This window comes from Phocaeicola sp. HCN-40430 (assembly GCF_037890285.1).
Lineage (GTDB): Bacteria > Bacteroidota > Bacteroidia > Bacteroidales > Bacteroidaceae > Phocaeicola > Phocaeicola acetigenes.
This window is the reverse complement of record NZ_JBBKBS010000023.1, coordinates 24577-46274: the sequence shown is the minus strand read 5'-3', so window position 1 is coordinate 46274 and position 21698 is coordinate 24577. Positions and strand designations below refer to the sequence as shown.

The window sequence follows — 21698 nt, the reverse complement described above, 5'->3', positions numbered from 1 at the left end:
TTTTCACTGACATAACGCAGGATTACTTAAAAACCCCTATGCCTCTCTTCAAAAAATATAAAAAAAATGTCCTCCCGACTTTCGCCAAGAGGACATTCCATTCTATAATTACCTTAAAGGTTATGTTTCTTACCAGATATTGACACGTTTTTCAGGTGCAATATACATCGAATCGTTCGGAGTGATACCGAAAGCATCGTACCATGCCTGGATATGAGGCAAAGCACCATTTACACGCCATTCTGCCAATGAGTGAGGATCCGATTTAGTATAAACACGAATCTGTTCGTCACGAATATTGCCAGCCCATACCAGTGCATACGACAGGAAGAAACGCTGTTCTGGAGTAAAGCCATTTTCAACACCCAGAGGAGATTCCTTCATGGCATGCTGCAACGCAGCGTATGCAATCTTCAAGCCACCGTGATCGGCAATATTTTCACCCAATGTCAGTGCACCGTTTGCATACAATCCCGGCAATACTTCAATCTTGTTGAAGAAGTCTACCATTACTTTTGCACGTTCTGTAAAGCGTTCTGCATCGCCTTCTGCCCACCAGTCTTTCAAGTTACCATCTTTATCGAACTGACGTCCCTGATCATCGAATCCGTGAGTCATTTCATGTCCGATTACTACACCGATAGCTCCATAGTTACAAGCATCATCTGCATTCATATCGAAGAACGGATATTGCAGAATAGCAGCGGGGAAACAGATTTCGTTTGTAGACGGATTGTAGTATGCATTGACAGTCTGAGGAGTCATCAGCCATTCATCCTTATCTACCGGTTTGCCGATACGGCTCAACATATCATCCAATCCCCATTTAGCTGCACGGCACACGTTAGCCCAATAAGAATCTTTTTCCACCTTCAAAGCAGAATAATCCTTCCATTTGTCCGGATAACCGATTTTTACATGGAAAGCATTCAGTTTTTCCTGTGCTCTCACTTTAGTGCTGTCGCTCATCCATTCCTGTGCCTGAATACGCTCGCCCAAAGCAATCTGTAGATTTTTCACCATCTTCAGCATACGTTCTTTTGCGGCAGCAGGGAAATACTTCTCTACATACATCTGTCCTACCAACTCACCCAACATTCCGTTTACAGAGTTGACCGCACGTTTCCAGCGAGGCTGATTTACCTGACGTCCAGACAATACCTTACCATAGAAATCGAAACGGGCAGCTACAAAGTCATCGCTCAGATAAGAAGCTGCTGCATCAATCAAATTATACTGCAAGTAAGAGATATGTTTAGATACAGGCAATGTATTCATCAAATCACCTACTTTCTGAATCGGTTCCAAACGTTCTACGTTCAGTTCTTTCACTTCCTGTATTCCCAATCCTTTCAGACAAGCATCCCAGTCTACCCCCGGAATGTTTTTCTTCAAGTCCGCATAACTCATCTTATGATAGTTGGCTTCCGGATCACGACGTTCTACCGCACTGAACGATGCCTGTGCAATGGCAGTCTCTATTTCCAACACATCATTCATTTTCTGCTGTGCTTCGGTCTCTGTAAAGCCAGCCAGACGGAACAACTTACTGATGTATTGTTTATAATTTTCGCGGATATTGACTGTCACTGAATCCTGATCCAGATAATATTCTTTTTCACCCAAGTTGATACCTCCCTGAGCAATCTGGAAAATATTTACAGTACTATTCTTAGGATCGGCATACACATAACTGCTAAAATAAGTACCTACCCCACAATTTGCCAGTTTTACCATCATCGGTACAATCTGACTTTTATCTGTGATAGCAGCTATTTCTTCCAACTGAGCCTTAATAGGAGTAACCCCGTCGTTATTCAGTTTCACACTGTCCATAGCCAAAGTATATAAATCTCCTATCTTCTGTTCCTTGCTTCCGGGAGCCCCTTTCTGTGCGGCACAGCTCTCAATCAATTCGCGTACCTGCTTCTGACTATTCTCGAACAACATGTCGAAAGTGCCATAGCGCGAGTACTCTGCAGTCAGCGGATGCGCGTCATTCCATCCACCACAAGCATAACGGAAGAAGTCCTGTCCGGGAGCTACCGTTGTGTCCATATTTGCCAGATCGATACCTGCAGTACTCTGTACTCCTTTCTGGCCTGTACAACTTGCCATTGCAGTAAGAGCAAACGCTGCAACAGCTACACAATGTTTTGTTTTCATACTTCAATATTATTAAAACAGTAAGTAATTTATTCTTTTACAGTGAGGTTTTCCTGCTCCATCAAGGCTGCCTCCCATTCTTCTTCCGCCTCAGAAATCTGCTGTTTCAGCTGCTGATGCTGTTCGTAAAGTTTCATATCCGAAGCACCTTCGGGTGTAGCCATCTTTAACTCCAGTTCTGCCACTTGCGATTCCAGTTTTTCTATACGATTCTCACAGTCGGCAATCTGTTTTTCTACCTTGCGAAGCTTTTTATTCAGCTCTTTCTGCGCTTCATAAGAAAGCTTGTTTTCGCTGACCTGTACAGTTTCTTCTTTCTTGGATGCCACCGCAGGCGACTGGGAAAGCTGCAGTTCGTTCAGGCTCTCCATCTTCTTTTTCTGCAGAAAATCGTAAATACCACCAATGTGCTCCTTCACGACTCCCCCACCAAATTCGTAGACTTTGGTGACCAGTCCGTCCAAGAACTCACGGTCGTGTGAAACTACAATCACCGTACCATCGAATTCGCGGATAGCCTCTTTCAACACATCCTTTGAACGCATATCAAGGTGATTAGTCGGTTCGTCCAGAATAAGGAAGTTCACCGGCTCAAGCAGCAGCTTAATCATAGCCAGACGGCTGCGTTCTCCACCGGAAAGTACCTTGACCTTCTTTTCGGAAGCTTCTCCTCCAAACATGAAAGCCCCCAGTATATCACGAATTTTCAGACGAATATCTCCTTTGGCCACACGGTCTATAGTATCGAATACAGTAAGGTTTTCGTCCAAAAGCTGTGCCTGATTCTGTGCAAAATAGCCAATCTGTACGTTATGACCTATCACCAGTTTTCCTTCATACGGAATCTGATCCATGATGCACTTGACAAGGGTAGACTTACCTTCACCGTTCTTTCCTACAAACGCTACTTTTTCACCACGGTTGATAGTCAGTGTGACATCGTGGAATACTACGTGGTCGCCATAAGCCTTTTTCACTCCTTCACAAATCACCGGATAGTTTCCCGAACGCATGGCCGGTGCAAACTTCAGACGAAGCGAAGAAGTATCTTCTTCGTCGATTTCAATCGGCACAATCTTTTCCAGCTGCTTGATGCGGCTCTGTACCTGCACAGCTTTGGTAGCCTTATAGCGGAAACGTTCGATAAAGTCTTCTGTATCTTTTATTTCTTTCTGCTGATTCTCGTACGCACGGAGCTGCTGCTCACGACGTTCCTTGCGCAACACCATAAACTCGTCGTATGCAACCTTGTAATCGTAGATATGTCCGCAGGAAATCTCAATTGTGCGGTTAGTGACATTGTTGATGAAAGCACGGTCGTGACTTACCAGCACGACTGCACCCGGACTGACTTTGAGGAAATTCTCCAGCCACTGGATACTTTCAATATCGAGGTGGTTGGTAGGCTCATCGAGCAACAATACATCCGGACGACGCAACAACAGTTTCGCCAACTCGATACGCATACGCCATCCGCCACTGAACTCGGAAGTAGGACGGTCGAAATCGCTCCGGCTGAAACCAAGCCCGGTCAGTGTACGCTCTATCTCAGCCTTATAATTGGTACCTCCCATCATCAGGAAGCGTTCATTATCGTGTGTAAAACGTTCTATCAACTCATGATAACTTTCCGAATCGTAATCGGTACGGTCTGCCAACTCCTGATTCATACGCGCAATACGATCCTGCAACTCGAATATATGCTCAAAAGCCATCTCGGCCTCAGCCATCACCGTACGCGTATCACTCAGAATCATTACCTGTGGCAAATAACCGATAGTCACTCCACGCTGTACGGCTACTACCCCCTCGGTAGGCTGCTGGAGGCCTGCCAGAATTTTCAGCATAGTCGACTTTCCGGCACCATTCTTTCCAACCAGCGCAATACGGTCTTTCTTATTAATCACAAACGAGACATCCTCGAACAAAGGTGTCACTCCAAACTCAACTTTCAGTCCTTCTATTGAAATCATGGGCTTCAATTTCTTTACAAAGTGTCGGCAAAGTTATAATTTTTATCCGAGGATTGATATGCTAACGTCCTTTTTTTCAGACACAGAGACAATTCACACATCATTTTTTCCACATTTTAGCAAAAGGAAATTTATGCTTCTTAAATAGTGTTATAAAACAGCATTTTTTTGAGCTTTTATTTGCAGATAAGCCGAAAGTCCGTACCTTTGTACTGTGTTTTTCATAGTATTAGATTTAAGGTTAACAAAGGTTGGAGTACAGCGGTACTCCTTTTTTTATGCCCTTTTGTAAGCAGACTTCTTTTACCGGTATTCTTTAACCCAGTTTATCAGCAAGAAAAGCATTCATTACCATAGATATGAATCCATCCTTCCATTCATAAATTCAAGACGACGACGTCGGCTGTACAACCGACAACGCTGATTATATATCCAACGACGGCAACTCTGCATTCAACGACGGCGATTAAAGCCTCCGACAGGTCTCATTATTCCTCCATACTAATTCCTTCACCCATCCAACCCAAAAACACAAAATAAAAAGCCCGGCATACATCCATACGGATATTTGCCGGGCCTATCCCTTATTTAAAGACTATAAAGTCTGTTTACTCTTCTGTATAACGTTCGATAGTCTGTGCACGGTCGGGACCTACAGAAACAATCTTAATAGGTGTACCCAACTGTTCTTCCAAGAATGAGATGTATGCATTGAATTCTTCAGGGAATTCATCTTCACTGGTCATCTTAGTCATGTCGGTCTTCCATCCTGGCATTTCTACATATACAGGTTCTACACCTTCAGTGATATCGTATGGGAAGTAATCGATTTCTTCTCCATTCACCTTGTAAGCTACGCAAGCCTTGATTGTTTCGAAGCCATCCAACACATCGCTCTTCATCAGAATCAGCTGAGTAACTCCGTTCACCATGATAGAATAACGCAAAGCGACCAAGTCTACCCAACCACAACGGCGTTCACGTCCGGTTACAGCTCCGTATTCGTGACCCAAATCACGGATTGTCTTTCCGGTTTCATCGAACAGTTCTGTAGGGAACGGACCTGCTCCTACACGGGTGCAGTATGCCTTCATGATACCATATACCTCACCAATCTTGTTAGGACCTAATCCCAATCCGGTACAAGCTCCTGCACAGATGGTATTAGAAGAAGTTACAAACGGATAAGAACCGAAGTCTACATCCAGCATTGTACCCTGTGCACCTTCGCACAACACGCTCTTTCCTTCTTTCAGCAGGTTGTTGATTTCATGTTCGCTGTCTACCAAAGGGAACTGACGCAGATATTCGATACCTTCCAACCACTGTTTTTCCACTTCAGTAATATCGTATTCATAATTCAGACTCTTCAGAATCTGTTCATGACGTGCCTTTGCAGCTGCATATTTTGCTTCGAAATTATGCAAGATATCGCCTACACGCAAACCGTTACGGCTCACCTTATCTGTATAAGTAGGACCGATACCCTTACCAGTTGTACCTACCTTCGATGCACCTTTGGCAGCTTCGTAAGCAGCATCCAATACACGGTGAGTAGGCAAAATCAGATGTGCTTTCTTCGAAATATGTAAACGTTCTTTCAGTGGATGGCCACTTGCTTCGAGCGCTTCGGCTTCAGCCTTGAACAAAGCAGGATCAAGTACTACGCCATTACCGATAATGTTCACTTTATCTCCCTGGAAAATACCCGAAGGAATAGAACGAAGTACATATTTCTGACCTTCGAACTCAAGTGTATGACCGGCATTCGGACCACCCTGGAAACGGGCTACCACATCGTAGCGGGGAGTCAATACGTCGACTACTTTACCTTTGCCTTCGTCGCCCCATTGTAAACCTAACAAGACATCTACTTTCATGATTTCTCTTTATTTTATAATTCTTACTTACTTTTTTTACGTCTGGCTCCCATACACTTACTGCAGAGTCCGTAAATATACAATGAATAATGTTGTGCATGAAACCCTTTCATACGGGTTTGTGCTATCACCTGCTTTAAAGCCTCGTCTTCAAACTCCGAGACCTTGCCGCACGAAGTACATATCATGTGATGGTGGGTTTCATTGTTGTACGAACGTTCGTACTGGGAAGTATTGCCAAACTGATGTTTGATAACCAGACCGGCATCGATCAAAAGAATAATCGTATTATAGAGGGTAGCACGGCTTACACGGAACTTTTCTTTCTCTGCCATATGATAATATAGCTCATCAATATCGAAATGTCCCTTGATGGTATAAATGGTATCGAGTATAGCATATCGTTCAGGTGTCTTTCGATGCCCGTTCTTTTGCAGGTATTCTGTCAGAATCTGCTTTGCCTTATCTCTTATATCCTCTTCCATCTGAGTAATCCGTTCAGCCGTCAAAGATAGCCTTTTTTATGTAATTGGGAAAGATTATTTATAAATATTCTATCTCCAATCTGATTTCACCAGCCAGCAACCGTACATTCTCTTTCTCCGACTTTAGCAGGGCCTGCAAAGGTTTGCTCATTTTGCGCGCATTGTCTTTCGACTGCAATGCAAACTTGCACAAGGCCAATGCTGCGGCCTTCTGCACACTGACGATATCTCCTTCCAAAGCCGTAAATGCCTGATCCAGGAATTCGGCCTCTGCCCGCTCGTTGAGTTTCTGACCTTTCATCAGCAGACGGACCATCAGCAGGAAGCCGCATAACTGGAAGTACTCACGGTCATCGGCCATCCAACGGAATACCACCTCCGACGCGTAAGGCAAACGCTGGAAAAGATTCATTACAGTATATTCTGCCAATTCCGGATAGTGCATGTCTTCTATCCAGATATCTGCTATCTCCGGACAAAAAGAATCTACCGGCTGCAATAATCCTGCCAGAATCTTACATTCGCGGATATTCTCTTTCCACAAAGCCTGAGCTACTTCATGATTAGGTTCGTAAGCTGCAGCAATCTCCTTGATACGGGGAAACTCTATACCGAAATTCAGTTTGTATCCCAAGCCTTTCTCACGCATGCTTTGCGAAATTACCCCGTTCATAAACAAACGGAATTTCGACTTTATATCTTTTATTGTTTCATGTACATCTGCCATAGTTTTTCTTTTAAAAGCACATTATAAATTTGAATATTCGCGGCTATAGCGTAACATCTGTTCGGCATAGCCTTCCCCGTAAGTAACCTTTACATCGGTAATATTGCCTTCGGCATCCAATACTGGTGTATAAACTGGATTCACAAAACCTTTATACGGAGCCAAATGCAGTTTGCGATAGCGTTCCAGTACCTCTGCATGCAGCACTGCATCTACTTTCACGGCGTAATTTTCCACCAGCATACGGGCTGCTTCGTAATCGCCTTCGCTCTTGATACGCTGAATTTCGGCAAGAAGCTTACCGAACAGCATACGCAGTTTGCAGTAATCATTTATTTTTACATAAGTCTTTCCATCACGTACTACCATTTCCACTACCCGCTCTTCACGTCCCTGCTCCAATGCCCAACGTGCGATGAGTTGACGGTTACGCATGTGTGCTTCTTCTACCGTACATCCAGGCTCAATACGTACAAGCTGTGTCATCAGACCGTTCATCATATACGAATAATATTCTGCCTTATAAGCATCCGCATCGGGGACCAAGCCCAATTCTACCATCTTGGCATCGGGCAGATAATACAGACCGAACAAATCGGCACGTGCTTCTTCGATGGTTGAGCCATGTGCTTTCAAGGCATCCGGATCGACACCGGGCAAAAGCTTTCCTGAACCGTGTCCAAGACATTCGTGCAAGTCGGTATGCAAATCATCGGTAATATCTGCATACGTTTCCAGCAGCCTGAGTTCTTCCGGACCGTATACAAACTCTTCACGGAATCCATTGCCATGCGCTGCTTTATTGTATGCTTCTGTCAGGTTACCAATTGTAACCGATTTCGAACCATGCACACTACGTATCCAGTTGGAATTAGGCAAATTGATACCAATAGCCGAAGCCGGATACAAATCCCCCGCCAGCATTGCGGCTGTGATAACTTTAGCAGACACTCCTTTGACTTGTTCTTTCTTGAAACGGGCGTCTACCGGTGAATGGTCTTCAAACCACTGTGCATTCTCACTGATTGTCTCTGTACGGCGAGTTGCTTCAAGGTCTTTAAAGTTTACAATCGACTCCCAACTGGCTTTCATCCCCAGCGGATCGCCATAGCTTTCAATAAATCCGTTTACGAAATCGACAAGCGAAGATGTATCTTTAAGCCATTGGATAGAATAACGGTCGAATGTCTTCAAATCACCAGTATGATAGAATTCTATCAGCAAACGAATCACTTCTTTCTGCGTATCGTTTTCTGCCACATCCATAGCTTTCTCCAGCCAGTATACAATCTTCTCTAAAGCTGCGGAATACATACCTCCGATCTTCCATACTTCTTCCTGCACAACTCCGTCTTTTTTTACCAATCGGCTATTCATACCGTACATTACCGGTTCTTCATCGCCTGCCAATTTCTGACCGGCATAAAACTCTTCTGCTTCCTGTTGGGTTACTCCTTCATAATAATTGGCAGCAGAAGTCAGAATCAAATCTTCCCCATCGGCCTGATTCACCCGTTTAGGCATCACCGAAGGGTCGAATATCACCGGGAATAATTTATGACAAAGTCCGTCTATGCTTTCTCCTTCTTCCAAGGGCAATACAGAACTGTCTAACGAATCGATCAGACTACGTAAATAAACTGCAGAAAATTCAGGTATAAATTTATCACAAGCATAATGGTGATGAATACCGTTGGCAAACCAAACCCGCTTCAGATATACTTCCAAAGCCTGAAATTCGGAAGTAGAACGTTCACCTTCATAATGAAGGTATATAGCCTCCAACAGACGGCGAATTTGCAGATTATATTTACCATTCTGATCGAACAGAATATCTCTTCCCTCCAAAGCAGCTTGCGACAAATAATAAATCAGTTGTTTACGCGGCAATGAAAGCTCTTCAAACCCATTTACCCGATACCTCAACAACTGCAAGTCTGCAAACTGTTCCACTGTATAATTAAAAGAATTTTGTTCCATACTTTATCATTTCAAATTACCTACAAGAACAAATTAAAACAAAAAAACGAAGAATCCTGTATACATAAACGTATGATGTACACAAAATTCTTCGTTCTGTTCTGATTTACAAATATATAAATTATATATTACTTGTTTTCCAATTTACGTTTACGATAACTATTGGGTGTTTCGCCTACATTTTTATAGAATGCAGCATAAAACGATTGGCGGTTGGCAAACCCTACCATCGCACTGATTTCTTCTACATTCTTATTCAAATAGCGCTTATCAATCAACAAATGCAACGCATCTTTTATACGATATTCGTTCAGCAAGCATGAATAATTCATACCAAAACGAGAATTTATAACAGCCGATAAATAACGGGTATTTGTTTTTAACTCTTTCGCCAAATCTTTTGCCGAAAAATTCACATCCTTGTACTTCTTTTGCACCACTATTATATGCAAAATTTTATCGTACAATTCATCTGCCAACTCAGCCCTAATCATATTGCGATATGCGGCATCCTTAATCTTCTTTTCGCGCAAATTATAAGGTTTCTTCACAAGAACCTCATTCGTTGCCATTACACTCGTTTCGTCTCTCATCTGTCTTTATTAATTTAATTTTTTGCTATGTAGTACAAATTTGATAAGTTTTTTTTATTTAGCAATTAATTTAGACATCAAAAATACTTAAAAGCGATATTTTTATTTCATTATTTCTTTACCATGCAAACTTCATGGTAAAGTTCTGCTTTCTACACATTGCATAATTCAACAAAAATTAGTTTATCTTTGCCGCTTGAAATACCGGAAAAGAAAACATGATATTAAAGACTTTAAAAGCATATTTCGGATACACACATTTCCGTCCTCTACAAGAAGAAATTATTACCCGAATCTTAAGTAAAAAAGACACGCTTGTGTTAATGCCTACCGGAGGAGGAAAGTCCATTTGCTATCAGTTGCCGGCGTTACTTATGCCTGGAACTACAGTAGTGGTATCACCTCTTATTTCACTGATGAAAGATCAGGTAGAAGCACTGCAGGCCAATGGTATCATAGCCCGGGCACTCAACAGCACTAATGATGAAACCACAAATGCCAACCTGCGCTTTGAATGTATGCAAGGCAGGGTAAAATTACTTTATATTTCCCCGGAAAGACTGATGTCGGAATTAAACTTCTTACTGAAAGATATCAATATTTCACTGTTTGCTATTGATGAAGCTCACTGTATATCACAATGGGGACATGATTTCCGTCCGGAATACACGCAGTTGAAAGCATTGCGCCAACAATTTCCACATGTACCCATTGTTGCATTGACTGCCACAGCCGACAAAATCACCCGGCAGGATATCATCCAACAACTGGCAATGAAAGATCCTCAAATATTCATATCATCTTTCGACCGCCCCAACCTGAGTCTGGATGTGAAAAGAGGATTTCAGCAGAAAGAAAAAATCAGAACGATTCTGGATTTTATCGGACGACATAAGAACGAAAATGGTATTATTTACTGCATGAGCCGGAACAATACAGAGAAAGTGGCCGACTTACTGGAAGCACAAGGCATACGGACAGCTGTCTATCATGCCGGACTAAGTACTGCTGCACGCGATGCTGCCCAAGATGACTTCATCAACGACCGGGTACAAGTGGTCTGTGCTACGATTGCTTTTGGAATGGGTATCGACAAATCGAACGTCAGATGGGTAATCCATTACAACTTGCCCAAAAGTATTGAAAGCTTTTACCAGGAAATAGGAAGAGCCGGAAGAGACGGACTTCCCAGCGACACACTGCTTTTCTACTCGTTCGGCGATATTGTCATGTTATCGAAGTTTGCGGCAGAAAGCAATCAGCAGGAAATCAATTTGGAAAAGCTGAACCGTATGCAACAATATGCTGAAGCAGACATATGCCGACGTCGTATTTTGCTGAATTACTTTGGAGAGACGATGACACACGATTGTGGTAATTGTGACGTATGCCGGAATCCTCCCGAACGGTTTGACGGTACCATCATCGTACAAAAAGCGTTGAGTGGTATTGCTCGTACCGACCAACAAGTCGGAATCAGCACTTTAATCGACCTTTTAAAAGGAGCCGCGACACAAGAAATCATCGAAAAGAAATACGACCAGCTGAAGACTTATGGGGTAGGAAGAGACATTCCTGCTCGCGACTGGCAAGACTATCTGCTCCAAATGCTAAACCTCGGTTATTTTGAAGTGGCCTACAATGAAAAGAATCATTTGAAAATAACAGAAGCAGGAAAAAAAGTTCTGTTTGGAAAAGAACGGGCACAACTGGTAGTAATCAAAAGAGAGGAACATCTGGGGCAAGAGTCAAAAAGAGGAAAAAAGAAAGCCAAAATACAAGAGCCACAAGCACCGGTGCTTACTCCGGCTGTATTCGAAAACGAAGACGAATATCTGTTCGAAGAATTACGTGTGCTGCGAAAGAAGTTGGCAGACTCTCAAGCAATACCGGCCTACATTGTGTTGTCCGACAAGACCCTTCACCTCTTATCCTCTGCAAAGCCGACTACCATAGAAGCGTTCGGAGAAATCAGTGGTATCGGTGAGTTCAAGAAAGAAAAATACGGCAAAGACTTTGTAGAAGTCATTCGCCGTTTTCTGAATAAATCTAGTAAATAAGACTAATATGGAAGCATGAGATATACTCATGCTTCTTCGTCTCCTTCGTCTTCACGTACCGGAGTTGTGGTAACAAGGACCTTGTCTATACGAGCACCATCCATATCTACTACCTCCAGCGTAAAGCCATTCCATTCGATGGTTTCTCCACTCGTCGGAATATGCTGTAACTGCTGGAGAATAAGTCCGCCCACAGTATTATATTCTGAATTCTCGAATAAATCCAAACGGTTAAAGTAGTATAGAAAATCATAAAACGGACATTGTCCTTCTACCAGCCATCCCTCTTTATTTACCCGCTTGATGATATCCGGTTCTTCCTCTGCATTGTCCATCGTTCCAACCAGTCCTTCCAAAATATCTTTCAAGGTAATAATACCGGTACAAGCACCAAACTCATCACAAACCAGCGCACGGCTAACGCGCTGAATTTTCATCTGTTCCAGTGCCTTATAGACATTCATACCTTCGTGAAAATAAACAGGTTCGCTGATTAATGAAGCAAGATCAAAATCGGGTTTGTACAAATGAAGAACCAAATCTTTCAGCAAGACAACTCCTTTGACATGGTCTAAGTCGCCTTCTGCTATCGGGTAAAATTCATACAGTTCACTTTGTATCACTTCTTTCACTTCTGCCGGAGTCATTTCAGTATCCAGCCAGACAATATCGTTTTTATGGGTCATGATTGATTCAATCTTCAAATCACCCAACAAAAAGACACGCTGCACAATATCCTGTTCTACCGGCTGTACCTCTCCATCTTCTGTACCCTCCTGGATAATCGATTTAATTTCTTCTTCGGTTACTTTGCTGTCCGTATCCTTTATACCCAATAAATTGAACATGGCAGAAGTACTCTTTGAAAGCAACCACACAAAAGGAGAAGCAACAATAGAAAGAACATTCATCGGTCGGGACACCAGTTTTGCAGCCTTTTCGGCAACACTTAATCCAATACGTTTAGGAACCAGTTCTCCGAAGATAATAGTCAAATAGGTCACCACAACCACAATCACACCTTGTGCCAATGCAGAGGCATAAGTAGCAGACACTCCCCATGCAAGCATTGTATCGGTCAGAGTAACTGCAATCTTATTTCCCGAATAGATACCGGTAAGAATTCCAATTAAAGTAATACCGATTTGTACGGTTGAAAGAAAGCGGTCAGGCTCATTAGCCAGTTTCAAAGCTATATTAGCAGCTTTATTTCCTTTTTTTGCATCAGTAGAAAGTCGTGATTTACGTGCAGAGATTAATGCCACCTCAGACATGGCAAAGATTCCATTTAAAATGATAAGTCCAATAATTATAAAAATTTCATCCATAGATAAATAACATGTTTATGTCGAAACAAATTTAACAGAATGTTCATTGACAAACATGGAATAGTCCATAAATTATATTGTTTTAACAGAATTTTCAACACTAAATATTTACTACACCTTATAACACCTTACAATTTGGATACTCCATTACCCATATACTATATATATATCCTTCTCCAATGCTTCCACGAATACCATATAAAAAAATACTTTACCCCATTCTTCTACCGAGGATATTCTCCTGTGAAGCAGATAGGCAAACATTACCTGCAAACAAAAAAGAAAATTCACTATCTTTGCCGGAGTACTCTCATAAAAACAAATATGAAGCGGATAAAAATAACACCACCCGATACAGTACATGCTACCATCCAGTTGCCTTCATCGAAAAGCATCTGCAACCGCGCCTTGCTTATTCATGCACTGGCTCAAGGGAATTGTACATTAGAGAACTTGTCGGATTGCGACGATACCCGCGTGATGGTACGCGCCTTGCAAGAACTTTCTCCTACTATCGATATCATGGCTGCAGGTACAGCCATGCGCTTCCTTACAGCCTTTTTATCGGTAACAGAAGGTACGCATCTTATTACCGGTACAGAGCGGATGCGCCAGCGCCCCATTCAGATACTGGTAGACGCTCTCCGTTCGTTGGGAGCCGACATCGAATATGCCGAAAATCCGGGTTTCCCTCCACTTCGCATCACAGGACGCAAGCTTACAAACAGAGAGATTACCTTACCCGGACACGTCAGTTCGCAGTACATCTCTGCCCTGCTGATGATTGGTCCGGTACTTCCCCAAGGACTTCATCTGAAACTGACGGGAGAGATTGTTTCACGCCCGTACATCAATCTTACCTTACAACTGATGCACGACTTCGGAGCTGAAGCCTGCTGGCTGTCGGATAATGAACTGGAAGTGAAGCCTCAGCCCTATAAGGCTCGTCCTTACTACGTAGAAAGCGATTGGAGTGCAGCTTCATACTGGTACGAAATAGCCGCATTGTCTTCAGAAGCTACTATCCAACTTCCCGGTCTGTTTGAAACCAGTTACCAAGGTGATTCGAAAGTAGCAGAACTGTTTCGTATGTTAGGAGTTGAAACAAGCTTCGACAAACAGACTGTGACGCTCACCCATACAGGAAAATGTGTAGCACGTATGGAATACGACTTCGTAAACCAGCCCGACCTGGCACAAACATTCGTCGTTACCTGTGCATTCCTTGATATTCCCTTCCGCTTTTCCGGACTGCAAAGTCTGAAAATTAAGGAAACAGACCGAATGGCTGCACTTATTACCGAAATGAGAAAGTTAGGATATCTACTGAAAGAAACCGACGGCTCTGTACTTTCCTGGGAAGGCGAACGTACACAAGCCGATGAAAATCCCGCCATCGATACCTACGAAGACCATCGTATGGCAATGGCTTTTGCACCGGCGGCTATCAAATTAAATGAATTGCGGATAAACAATCCCCAAGTCGTATCGAAATCATACCCACACTATTGGGAAGACTTACAAAACGCAGGATTTCAACTAACAGAAGAATAACAGATTATGTGGATACTTGTACTTATATTAATCGGAGTAGCATTGTTCGGCCTTGCAGCCGGTTATTTCTACAACCGAAACATTCAAAAGAAAATAGAACGCGGAGAACTGACCGAAGCTCCCGAAATTGTAGAAGTAGACAGTGAATGCTGCGGCCAGCATCAGATGTGTGAAAAAGAAAGTCTGCTGGCTGCCGTCAGTAAACAGATAGAGTATTACGACGACGAAGAGCTGGACCGATTTAAAGGACATGCTTCCGACAGCTACACAGCAGAAGAAATAGATGAATTCCGCGAAATACTTTTCTCGATGAAAGAAGAAGAGGTAGCCGGATGGAGCCGGAGCCTGCAGTTAAGAGGAATCGAACTGCCGGATGAATTGAAAGACGAACTCTTCCTCATTGTAGGAGAGCGCCGTTTCCACTAATTCCATTATTCCAGCCTTTATCCCCAAAACCCATAATGCAATGATAGATTTATTCCAATACACTTTTTTTCAAAATGCCCTTTTGGGCAGTTTGTTTGCAAGCATAGCCTGTGGTATTATCGGAACCTACATCGTAACACGCCGGCTGGTTTTTATCAGTGGTGGAATAACCCATGCATCTTTTGGAGGTATAGGTATCGGACTGTATACCGGAATATCCCCTATACTGGCAGCAGCAGTCTTTTCCATCTTATCGGCCTTTGGAGTAGAATGGCTGAGTAAACGCAACGACATGCGTGAAGATTCGGCCATAGCCGTATTCTGGACATTCGGTATGGCTGTAGGTATTATTTTCAGCTTCCTGGCTCCGGGATTCAAGCCGGATTTGTCTTCTTTTCTGTTTGGTAATATTCTGACTATCACTTATGCCGACATTTATCTTTTAGCCGGACTGAGTATCGCACTGACAGTATTCTTTACCCTGTTTATGCGACCGATTGTCGCCATCGCTTTCGACCGGGAGTTTGCGCGTTCCCAACGGCTTCCTGTAGCATTGTTCGAATATATTCTGATGGGATTCATCGCTCTGACTATCGTATCATGCCTGCGTATGGTAGGAATCGTATTGGCCATTTCGTTACTGACACTTCCACAAATGACAGCCAATCTGTTTACTTACCGTTTTAAATATATCATCTGGCTGTCCATTGCTATCGGATATTTCAGTTGTCTGGGAGGGCTGTGGCTTTCCTACCAGCTTCAAGTGCCTTCCGGAGCGGCCATTATCTTTACCTCTATACTCATTTATGCTGCAGCCAAGGTATACAAGAGTGTCGTAAAACCAAAAGGTTAAAGCTCTACTCATATTTAATAAAAGTAGATTAACTTTGTTTATAAGCTGTGACAAAAAACAACAAACCACTCCCCAAAAGCAAAAAAATATCCGTACATTTGCTTTTACTAAAAACGTAATATAGAAATAATATGGAAATCAAAATTAATTCCCTCGAACAAATCCACGATGCAGCCAAACAGTTTATCGCAGCAATGGGCGACAATACCGTATTTGCATTCTATGGTAAAATGGGAGCAGGGAAAACCACTTTTATCAAAGCTGTATGCGAAGAGCTGGGAGTAACTGATGTCATCAACTCACCAACTTTTGCCATTGTTAATGAATACCGTTCGGAAGATGCCGGCGAACTGATTTACCATTTCGACTTTTACCGTATCAAAAAACTGGAAGAAGTATACGATATGGGATACGAAGACTACTTCTACAGCGGTGCACTTTGCTTTATTGAATGGCCGGAACTGATTGAGGAACTTCTTCCTGGAAATTCCGTCAACGTAACCATTGAAGAAAACGAAGACGGAACCCGTACAATCCGATTTGAAGAGGCCTGATCATGACAATGCATTATATCATACAAGCGATATTTGTGATAGTAGGACTGCTGGCTATTCTGGCAGCCCTATTCAATTGGGACTGGTTTTTCAATGCTCACAATTCGCAATTCATCGTTTGCAATGTAGGGCGTAAACAGGCACGTCTGTTCTACGCACTTTTGGGATGCATGATGGTGGCAACCGGAATATTCTTTTTTCTCTCACTACAGGGAATCATCTGATTTCTACAGAAGGCATAGCAACAGGCTTTGCCGTATATCTACTATAATCTTGCAGCCCATCCATACAAGTCGCACCGTGTAGCCGACGACGCCGGCTGTACAACCGACGACATTGGCTCTTCATCCGACGGCGTCGGCTCTACATTCACCGACGACGGATTCAGGGAAATATCTGTACAACCAACCGGCTATAACTGTAGCAGATCTATACACTATTCTTACAAACAGAGAATGTATACATAAAAAAACGTTACTAATACCGTAAATCACGATAGTAGTAACGTTTTTCCTTGCAATAGGAACGGGTCTCCCCTCTTCTCCGATTAATCTACCTGTCCAAGAGAATTTCCGTATTCCATTTCTCCCTGTACGACAAAGAACACATCATCGGCTTCGAAAGGTCCCATACCATCTTTCTGAGCTTCCTTCATGATGTAGCTTACAATTTCATCCTGGTCGATATTGATGTAACCTTCTTCATCAGGCTGCGCGTCCAGACATCCGCTGGTTGTATAATACTCTACAATCAGATCGAGCATGTAGTACAAATCGTCGTCTGAGAACTTATCTTTCAAATCTTGAGGCAGATAGTTCTTGATGAATTCTACACATCTTTCATCGTCCTCATCCTCCAATAAGAAATCGTCTTCCAAGCTCATAGTCTTTATTTTTTATTTTAACAATGCTTCTACTTTTGCCTGCAAAGCAGCTTTTGTTGTAGCACCTACCTGTTTGTCTACCACTTCACCGTTTTTGATGAACAATACAGTAGGAATATTACGTACACCGAACTGACCCGGCAATTCAGAGTTTTCGTCTACATCGCACTTACCGATGTTTACGCTGTCTTTGTATTCTTCAGCCAATTCTTCAATGTATGGAGCAATCTGCTTGCAAGGACCACACCAAGTAGCCCAAAAATCCAACACCACAGGTTTACCTTCTGCTACAATCGCTTCAAAGTTATCGTCTTTAATATTCAATGCCATAGTTTTATTATTTTATTGTTTAACAATCATTTTGATTACAAATATAGCTAATTTATCTTATAGTCCAACATCGGCTGGCTTTTTAAATAATTTATCAACTCTTTTCCCACACTTACCTTTATAGTATGCGACAAAAGATTGACATGCATCTGTCCGTCTTCATCTTGAATAAAGAAGCCCAGTTCGGCATTTCCGGGATGTTCTTTTATAAGAACAGACAATTCCAGAATCATCTCATCGGTAATGGCAGACAATGGAGCTGTTACGGTAAGTTTTTCTACCACTTTCTCCTTTACCTCCGGAAGTAACTCAATCTGGTTGATTTTAACCTCCCACTCTTCCTGCTTCCATTTTTTGGGCTGACATTTACCGTGCATATACAAGAACATACCTTCGGAAAAGAAGTTCTTTTTCTCTACCCATTCGTTTCCAAAGAAAGCAAACTCGGCTGCTCCCGAATAATCTTCCACTTTGGCTACTCCATAAGGCTTTCCGGTCTTGGTATAACCTTCGCGCACAGCTGTTACAATACCCCCCAACACCAAATCGCGATTCTGCAGAGGAGTCAAGTCGGCCAGTTCGGCCATATGGGCATTGCAGACATTTTCCAATACGACGGCAAATTCATCCAGCGGATGGGCAGACAAATAGATACCAACCAACTCACGTTCTTTATTCAAACGTTCCAAAGCTCCCCACGATGGAGCTTTTACAATTTCCGGAGTAGCCATCTCGACCTGATGCTCTCCTCCGAACAATGAATTGACTGCAGCAGCCTTGTCCATCTGATACTTGTTTCCGTAACGTACCAGGACCTCCACAAATGTTTCATCTTTTGCATTTTTCACAAAGAAGTCTTCGCGCTTGATGCCATCGAAACTGTCGAATCCTCCGGCCAAAGCCAAGTTTTCAATATTCTTACGGTTGCAGGCAGAGAGATTGACACGCTGGACAAAATCAAATATATCTTTGAAAGGTCCACCTTTTTCACGTTCGGTCAAAATACTCATTACCGCCGATTCGCCCACTCCTTTAATTGCTCCCAAGCCAAAACGGATATCTCCCTTACGGTTGACAGAGAACTTCAGGCTACTTTCGTTTACATCCGGTCCCAATACATTTACCCCTGTAGCCTTACATTCGTCCATTAGTTTCGTGATTTCGGTAATGTTCGAAATGTTACGGCTCATTGTGGCTGCCATGTATTCAGACGGATAGTTAGCCTTAAGATAAGCAGTCTGATAAGCCACCCACGAATAGCAGGTTGCATGCGATTTGTTGAAGGCATACGATGCAAACTTCTCCCAGTCTGCCCAAATCTTCTCCAGTACCTGAGGGTCGTGTCCGTTCTTCTTTCCGCCTTCGATAAACTTCGGTTTCATATGATCCAGCTTGTCGCGCAGCTTCTTACCCATGGCCTTACGCAAAGCATCCGATTCGCCTCGGGTAAAATCGGCCAGCAAACGCGACAGCAACATCACCTGCTCCTGGTACACCGTAATACCGTATGTATCTTTCAGATACTTTTCCATAACCGGAATATCGTACTCGATAGGCTTGCGTCCATGCTTACGGTCGATGAAATCCGGAATGTAATCCATCGGTCCCGGACGATACAAGGCGTTCATCGCAATCAGGTCTTCGAAGGTACTTGGCTGCAATTCTCGCAGATATTTCTGCATACCAGCAGATTCGAACTGGAACGTACCGATGGTTCTTCCTTCACTATATAACTTATAAGTAGCCGGGTCATCAATAGGAATTTCGTCAATATTCAGCACAATCTGTTTGCTGACCTTAATATTCTCCAGAGCCTCCTTGATAATGGACAGTGTCTTCAGTCCGAGGAAGTCCATCTTGATAAGTCCCGTATCTTCAATGACCGATCCTTCGTATTGGGTAACCAGCATCTTTTCTCCGGTTTCCTTGTCATCAGCAGTACTGACCGGCACCCAGTCTGTAATATCGTCACGGCAAATAATAGTACCACAGGCATGTACACCGGTATTACGTACGTTGCCTTCCAACATTTTGGCATACTTGATGGTATCGCGCAAAACCGGATCGGACGAAACTTCTGCGGCCTGCAGTTCGGGCACGTATGCAATGGCATTGGGCAAGTTCAGTTTCTTATCCGGAATCTTATCGGGTACAAGCTTACACAAACGGTCCGATTCCGACAAAGGCAACTTCTGTACACGTGCCACATCCTTAATGGCCAGTTTGGTAGCCATTGTACCATACGTGATAATATGTGCCACCTTTTCCTGTCCATACTTTTCCGTCACCCAGTTCAAGACGCGTCCTCGGCCATCATCATCGAAATCGACATCGATATCAGGCAAAGAGATACGGTCCGGATTCAGGAAACGTTCGAACAGCAAATCGTATTTGATAGGGTCGATCTGAGTAATACCCAAACAATATGCTACAGCAGATCCCGCAGCAGAACCACGTCCCGGTCCTACCGACACATCCAGTTTCTCGCGAGCTGCCGCAATGAAGTCCTGCACAATAAGGAAGTAGCCAGGGAAACCCATTGTCTTCATAATATGAAGTTCAAACTTGATTCGCTCCTGCACTTCTTCATTCAACACTTCTCCGTAGCGACGATGTGCTCCGTCGTAAGCCAGTTTTGCCAGATAATCGGCTTCCAGTTTGATACGATACAATTTTTCGTATCCTCCCAAACGCTCAATTTTCTTCAATCCGTCCTCTTCACTCATGACTACATTTCCGTTTTCATCACGAGTAAACTCATCAAAAAGATCCTTTTCAGTAAACTTCCGTCTATATTCTTCTTCGGTTCCAAACTCTTCGGGAATGGCAAAGGTAGGCATGATGGGCGCATGGTCAATAGAATAGAATTCTACCTGATCGCAGATATCTGCCGTATTGGCCAATGCTTCGGGCACATCCGCAAAGATTTCATTCATTTCCTCCCGCGTTTTCATCCATTCCTGCTTGGTATAAAGCATACGTTTAGGATCGTCCAAATCCTTACCTGTGCTTAAACAAATCAGACGGTCATGCGCCTCGGCATTTTCTTCATCGACAAAATGGACGTCGTTTGTACAAACCAGTTTGATATCATACTTTTTGGCAAGCTCAATCAGCTTCTGGTTTACCACTTGCTGCATGGGATACACTTCATGGTTGGCGCGTGGAACAGTAGCCTTATGACGCTGCAACTCCAGATAATAGTCGCTGCCAAACAGATTCTTGAACCAGCGGATTGTTTCTTCTGCTTCTTCTATCTGACCTGCACTGATTTTCCGGGGAACTTCACCACCCAGACAGGCCGAACAGACAATCAATCCTTCATGGTATTTCTCCAGTTCCGCACGGTCGGTACGCGGACGCATATAAAAACCTTCAGTCCACGCTTTCGACACCAATTTGATTAAGTTATGATAACCTTTCAGATTCTTTGCCAATACAACAAGGTGATAACCGCTTTGGTCTTGCTTTCCATCTTTATTGAAAAGCCGGCGGCGTGCCACATACATCTCACAACCAATAATCGGCTTAAAAAGACGTTTCTTTGCAGCTTCCAGTTGCTCCTTGCAGGCTGCAATCTCCGCTTCCGGATTGTCTGTCTCTGTTTTTCCCGCCTCCAATGCAGCCAGTTTCTTCTTCAAATCTTTTATCTCACCATTTGTACCTCCGTTCTTCTTGTTCACATAGTTAAAGAACTCCTTGATACCAAACATATTTCCATGATCGGTAACAGCAATACCACGCATTCCATTCGCCATGGCCTTATCGACCAGCCGGGAAATGGAAGCCTGACCATCCAAGATAGAATACTGGGTATGTACGTGCAAATGAACAAAATCTTGCATATTGTTGTAAAAAAAAATAAAATCGTATCAAAGATACCGAGGTTTTACAGAACGAACAAAA

At 43.1% G+C, this 21698-nt stretch carries 17 protein-coding genes; 6 read left to right on the top strand and 11 right to left on the bottom strand.

The annotated features are described in order from the left end of the window. Positions 1-129: 129 nt before the first annotated feature. The 7 genes from WKU26_RS10320 to WKU26_RS10290 all read right to left on the bottom strand — a co-directional run bounded on the left by WKU26_RS10320 (position 130) and on the right by WKU26_RS10290 (position 9804). Complete coding sequence (locus WKU26_RS10320; protein WP_340321938.1) at positions 130-2166, bottom strand: M13 family metallopeptidase; 2037 nt, start codon at positions 2164-2166, stop codon at positions 130-132. Between the two features lie 29 nt (positions 2167-2195). Beyond that, positions 2196-4139 carry an ABC-F family ATP-binding cassette domain-containing protein gene (locus WKU26_RS10315; RefSeq protein ID WP_340321937.1) on the bottom strand — a complete coding sequence of 648 codons (1944 nt, stop codon included), beginning with the start codon at positions 4137-4139 and terminating at the stop codon, positions 2196-2198. Between the two features lie 608 nt (positions 4140-4747). Further along, positions 4748-6019: an adenylosuccinate synthase gene (locus tag WKU26_RS10310; RefSeq protein WP_340321936.1), complete on the bottom strand. Its 1272-nt coding sequence runs from the start codon at positions 6017-6019 to the stop codon at positions 4748-4750. Between the two features lie 23 nt (positions 6020-6042). Continuing rightward, positions 6043-6504 carry a Fur family transcriptional regulator gene (locus tag WKU26_RS10305; protein ID WP_178267009.1) on the bottom strand — a complete coding sequence of 154 codons (462 nt, stop codon included), beginning with the start codon at positions 6502-6504 and terminating at the stop codon, positions 6043-6045. Positions 6505-6562: 58 nt separating this feature from the next. Beyond that, positions 6563-7231, bottom strand: coding sequence for a DNA alkylation repair protein (locus WKU26_RS10300; RefSeq protein ID WP_340321935.1), 669 nt, complete (start codon positions 7229-7231; stop codon positions 6563-6565). 21 nt (positions 7232-7252) lie between these two features. Then, positions 7253-9211: a dipeptidyl-peptidase 3 family protein gene (locus tag WKU26_RS10295; RefSeq protein WP_340321934.1), complete on the bottom strand. Its 1959-nt coding sequence runs from the start codon at positions 9209-9211 to the stop codon at positions 7253-7255. Positions 9212-9339: 128 nt separating this feature from the next. After that, entirely contained in the window at positions 9340-9804 is a 465-nt protein-coding gene (locus tag WKU26_RS10290; RefSeq protein WP_340321933.1) for a helix-turn-helix domain-containing protein, read from the bottom strand. A 221-nt stretch (positions 9805-10025) separates the two neighbouring features. Here WKU26_RS10290 and recQ point away from each other — a divergent pair, with 221 nt between their 5' ends. Continuing rightward, positions 10026-11864, top strand: a complete 1839-nt coding sequence (recQ, locus tag WKU26_RS10285; protein WP_340321944.1) for a DNA helicase RecQ — start codon at positions 10026-10028, stop codon at positions 11862-11864. Between the two features lie 26 nt (positions 11865-11890). On the opposite strand, the gene WKU26_RS10280 is transcribed toward recQ, so the two are convergent. Next, positions 11891-13192, bottom strand: a complete 1302-nt coding sequence (locus WKU26_RS10280) for a hemolysin family protein (protein ID WP_340321932.1) — start codon at positions 13190-13192, stop codon at positions 11891-11893. A 324-nt stretch (positions 13193-13516) separates the two neighbouring features. Between WKU26_RS10280 and WKU26_RS10275 the strand changes: the two genes are divergently transcribed. The 5 genes from WKU26_RS10275 (at position 13517) to WKU26_RS10255 (ending at position 16803) form a co-directional block, all read left to right on the top strand. After that, positions 13517-14746: a 3-phosphoshikimate 1-carboxyvinyltransferase gene (locus tag WKU26_RS10275; protein WP_340321931.1), complete on the top strand. Its 1230-nt coding sequence runs from the start codon at positions 13517-13519 to the stop codon at positions 14744-14746. Between the two features lie 6 nt (positions 14747-14752). Continuing rightward, the gene (locus WKU26_RS10270; RefSeq protein ID WP_340321930.1) at positions 14753-15172 is read left to right on the top strand and encodes a phospholipase; all 420 of its coding nucleotides are present in this window, start codon (positions 14753-14755) and stop codon (positions 15170-15172) included. A gap of 40 nt (positions 15173-15212) precedes the next feature. Then, positions 15213-16025 carry a metal ABC transporter permease gene (locus WKU26_RS10265; RefSeq protein WP_340321929.1) on the top strand — a complete coding sequence of 271 codons (813 nt, stop codon included), beginning with the start codon at positions 15213-15215 and terminating at the stop codon, positions 16023-16025. 131 nt (positions 16026-16156) lie between these two features. Further along, positions 16157-16579, top strand: a complete 423-nt coding sequence (tsaE, locus tag WKU26_RS10260) for a tRNA (adenosine(37)-N6)-threonylcarbamoyltransferase complex ATPase subunit type 1 TsaE (RefSeq protein ID WP_178266991.1) — start codon at positions 16157-16159, stop codon at positions 16577-16579. Positions 16580-16581: 2 nt separating this feature from the next. Then, entirely contained in the window at positions 16582-16803 is a 222-nt protein-coding gene (locus WKU26_RS10255) for an immunity 17 family protein (RefSeq protein WP_178266992.1), read from the top strand. 323 nt (positions 16804-17126) lie between these two features. On the opposite strand, the gene WKU26_RS10250 is transcribed toward WKU26_RS10255, so the two are convergent. From WKU26_RS10250 to dnaE, 3 genes are read right to left on the bottom strand one after another with little or no spacing between them, the layout of a single operon-like run. Continuing rightward, positions 17127-17462 carry a hypothetical protein gene (locus tag WKU26_RS10250; RefSeq protein WP_178266993.1) on the bottom strand — a complete coding sequence of 112 codons (336 nt, stop codon included), beginning with the start codon at positions 17460-17462 and terminating at the stop codon, positions 17127-17129. A gap of 12 nt (positions 17463-17474) precedes the next feature. After that, positions 17475-17792, bottom strand: a complete 318-nt coding sequence (gene trxA, locus WKU26_RS10245) for a thioredoxin (protein ID WP_178266994.1) — start codon at positions 17790-17792, stop codon at positions 17475-17477. Between the two features lie 47 nt (positions 17793-17839). Then, positions 17840-21637 (bottom strand): DNA polymerase III subunit alpha, encoded by a 3798-nt coding sequence (gene dnaE / locus WKU26_RS10240; protein ID WP_340321928.1) that lies wholly within the window; start codon positions 21635-21637, stop codon positions 17840-17842. Positions 21638-21698: the final 61 nt, after the last annotated feature.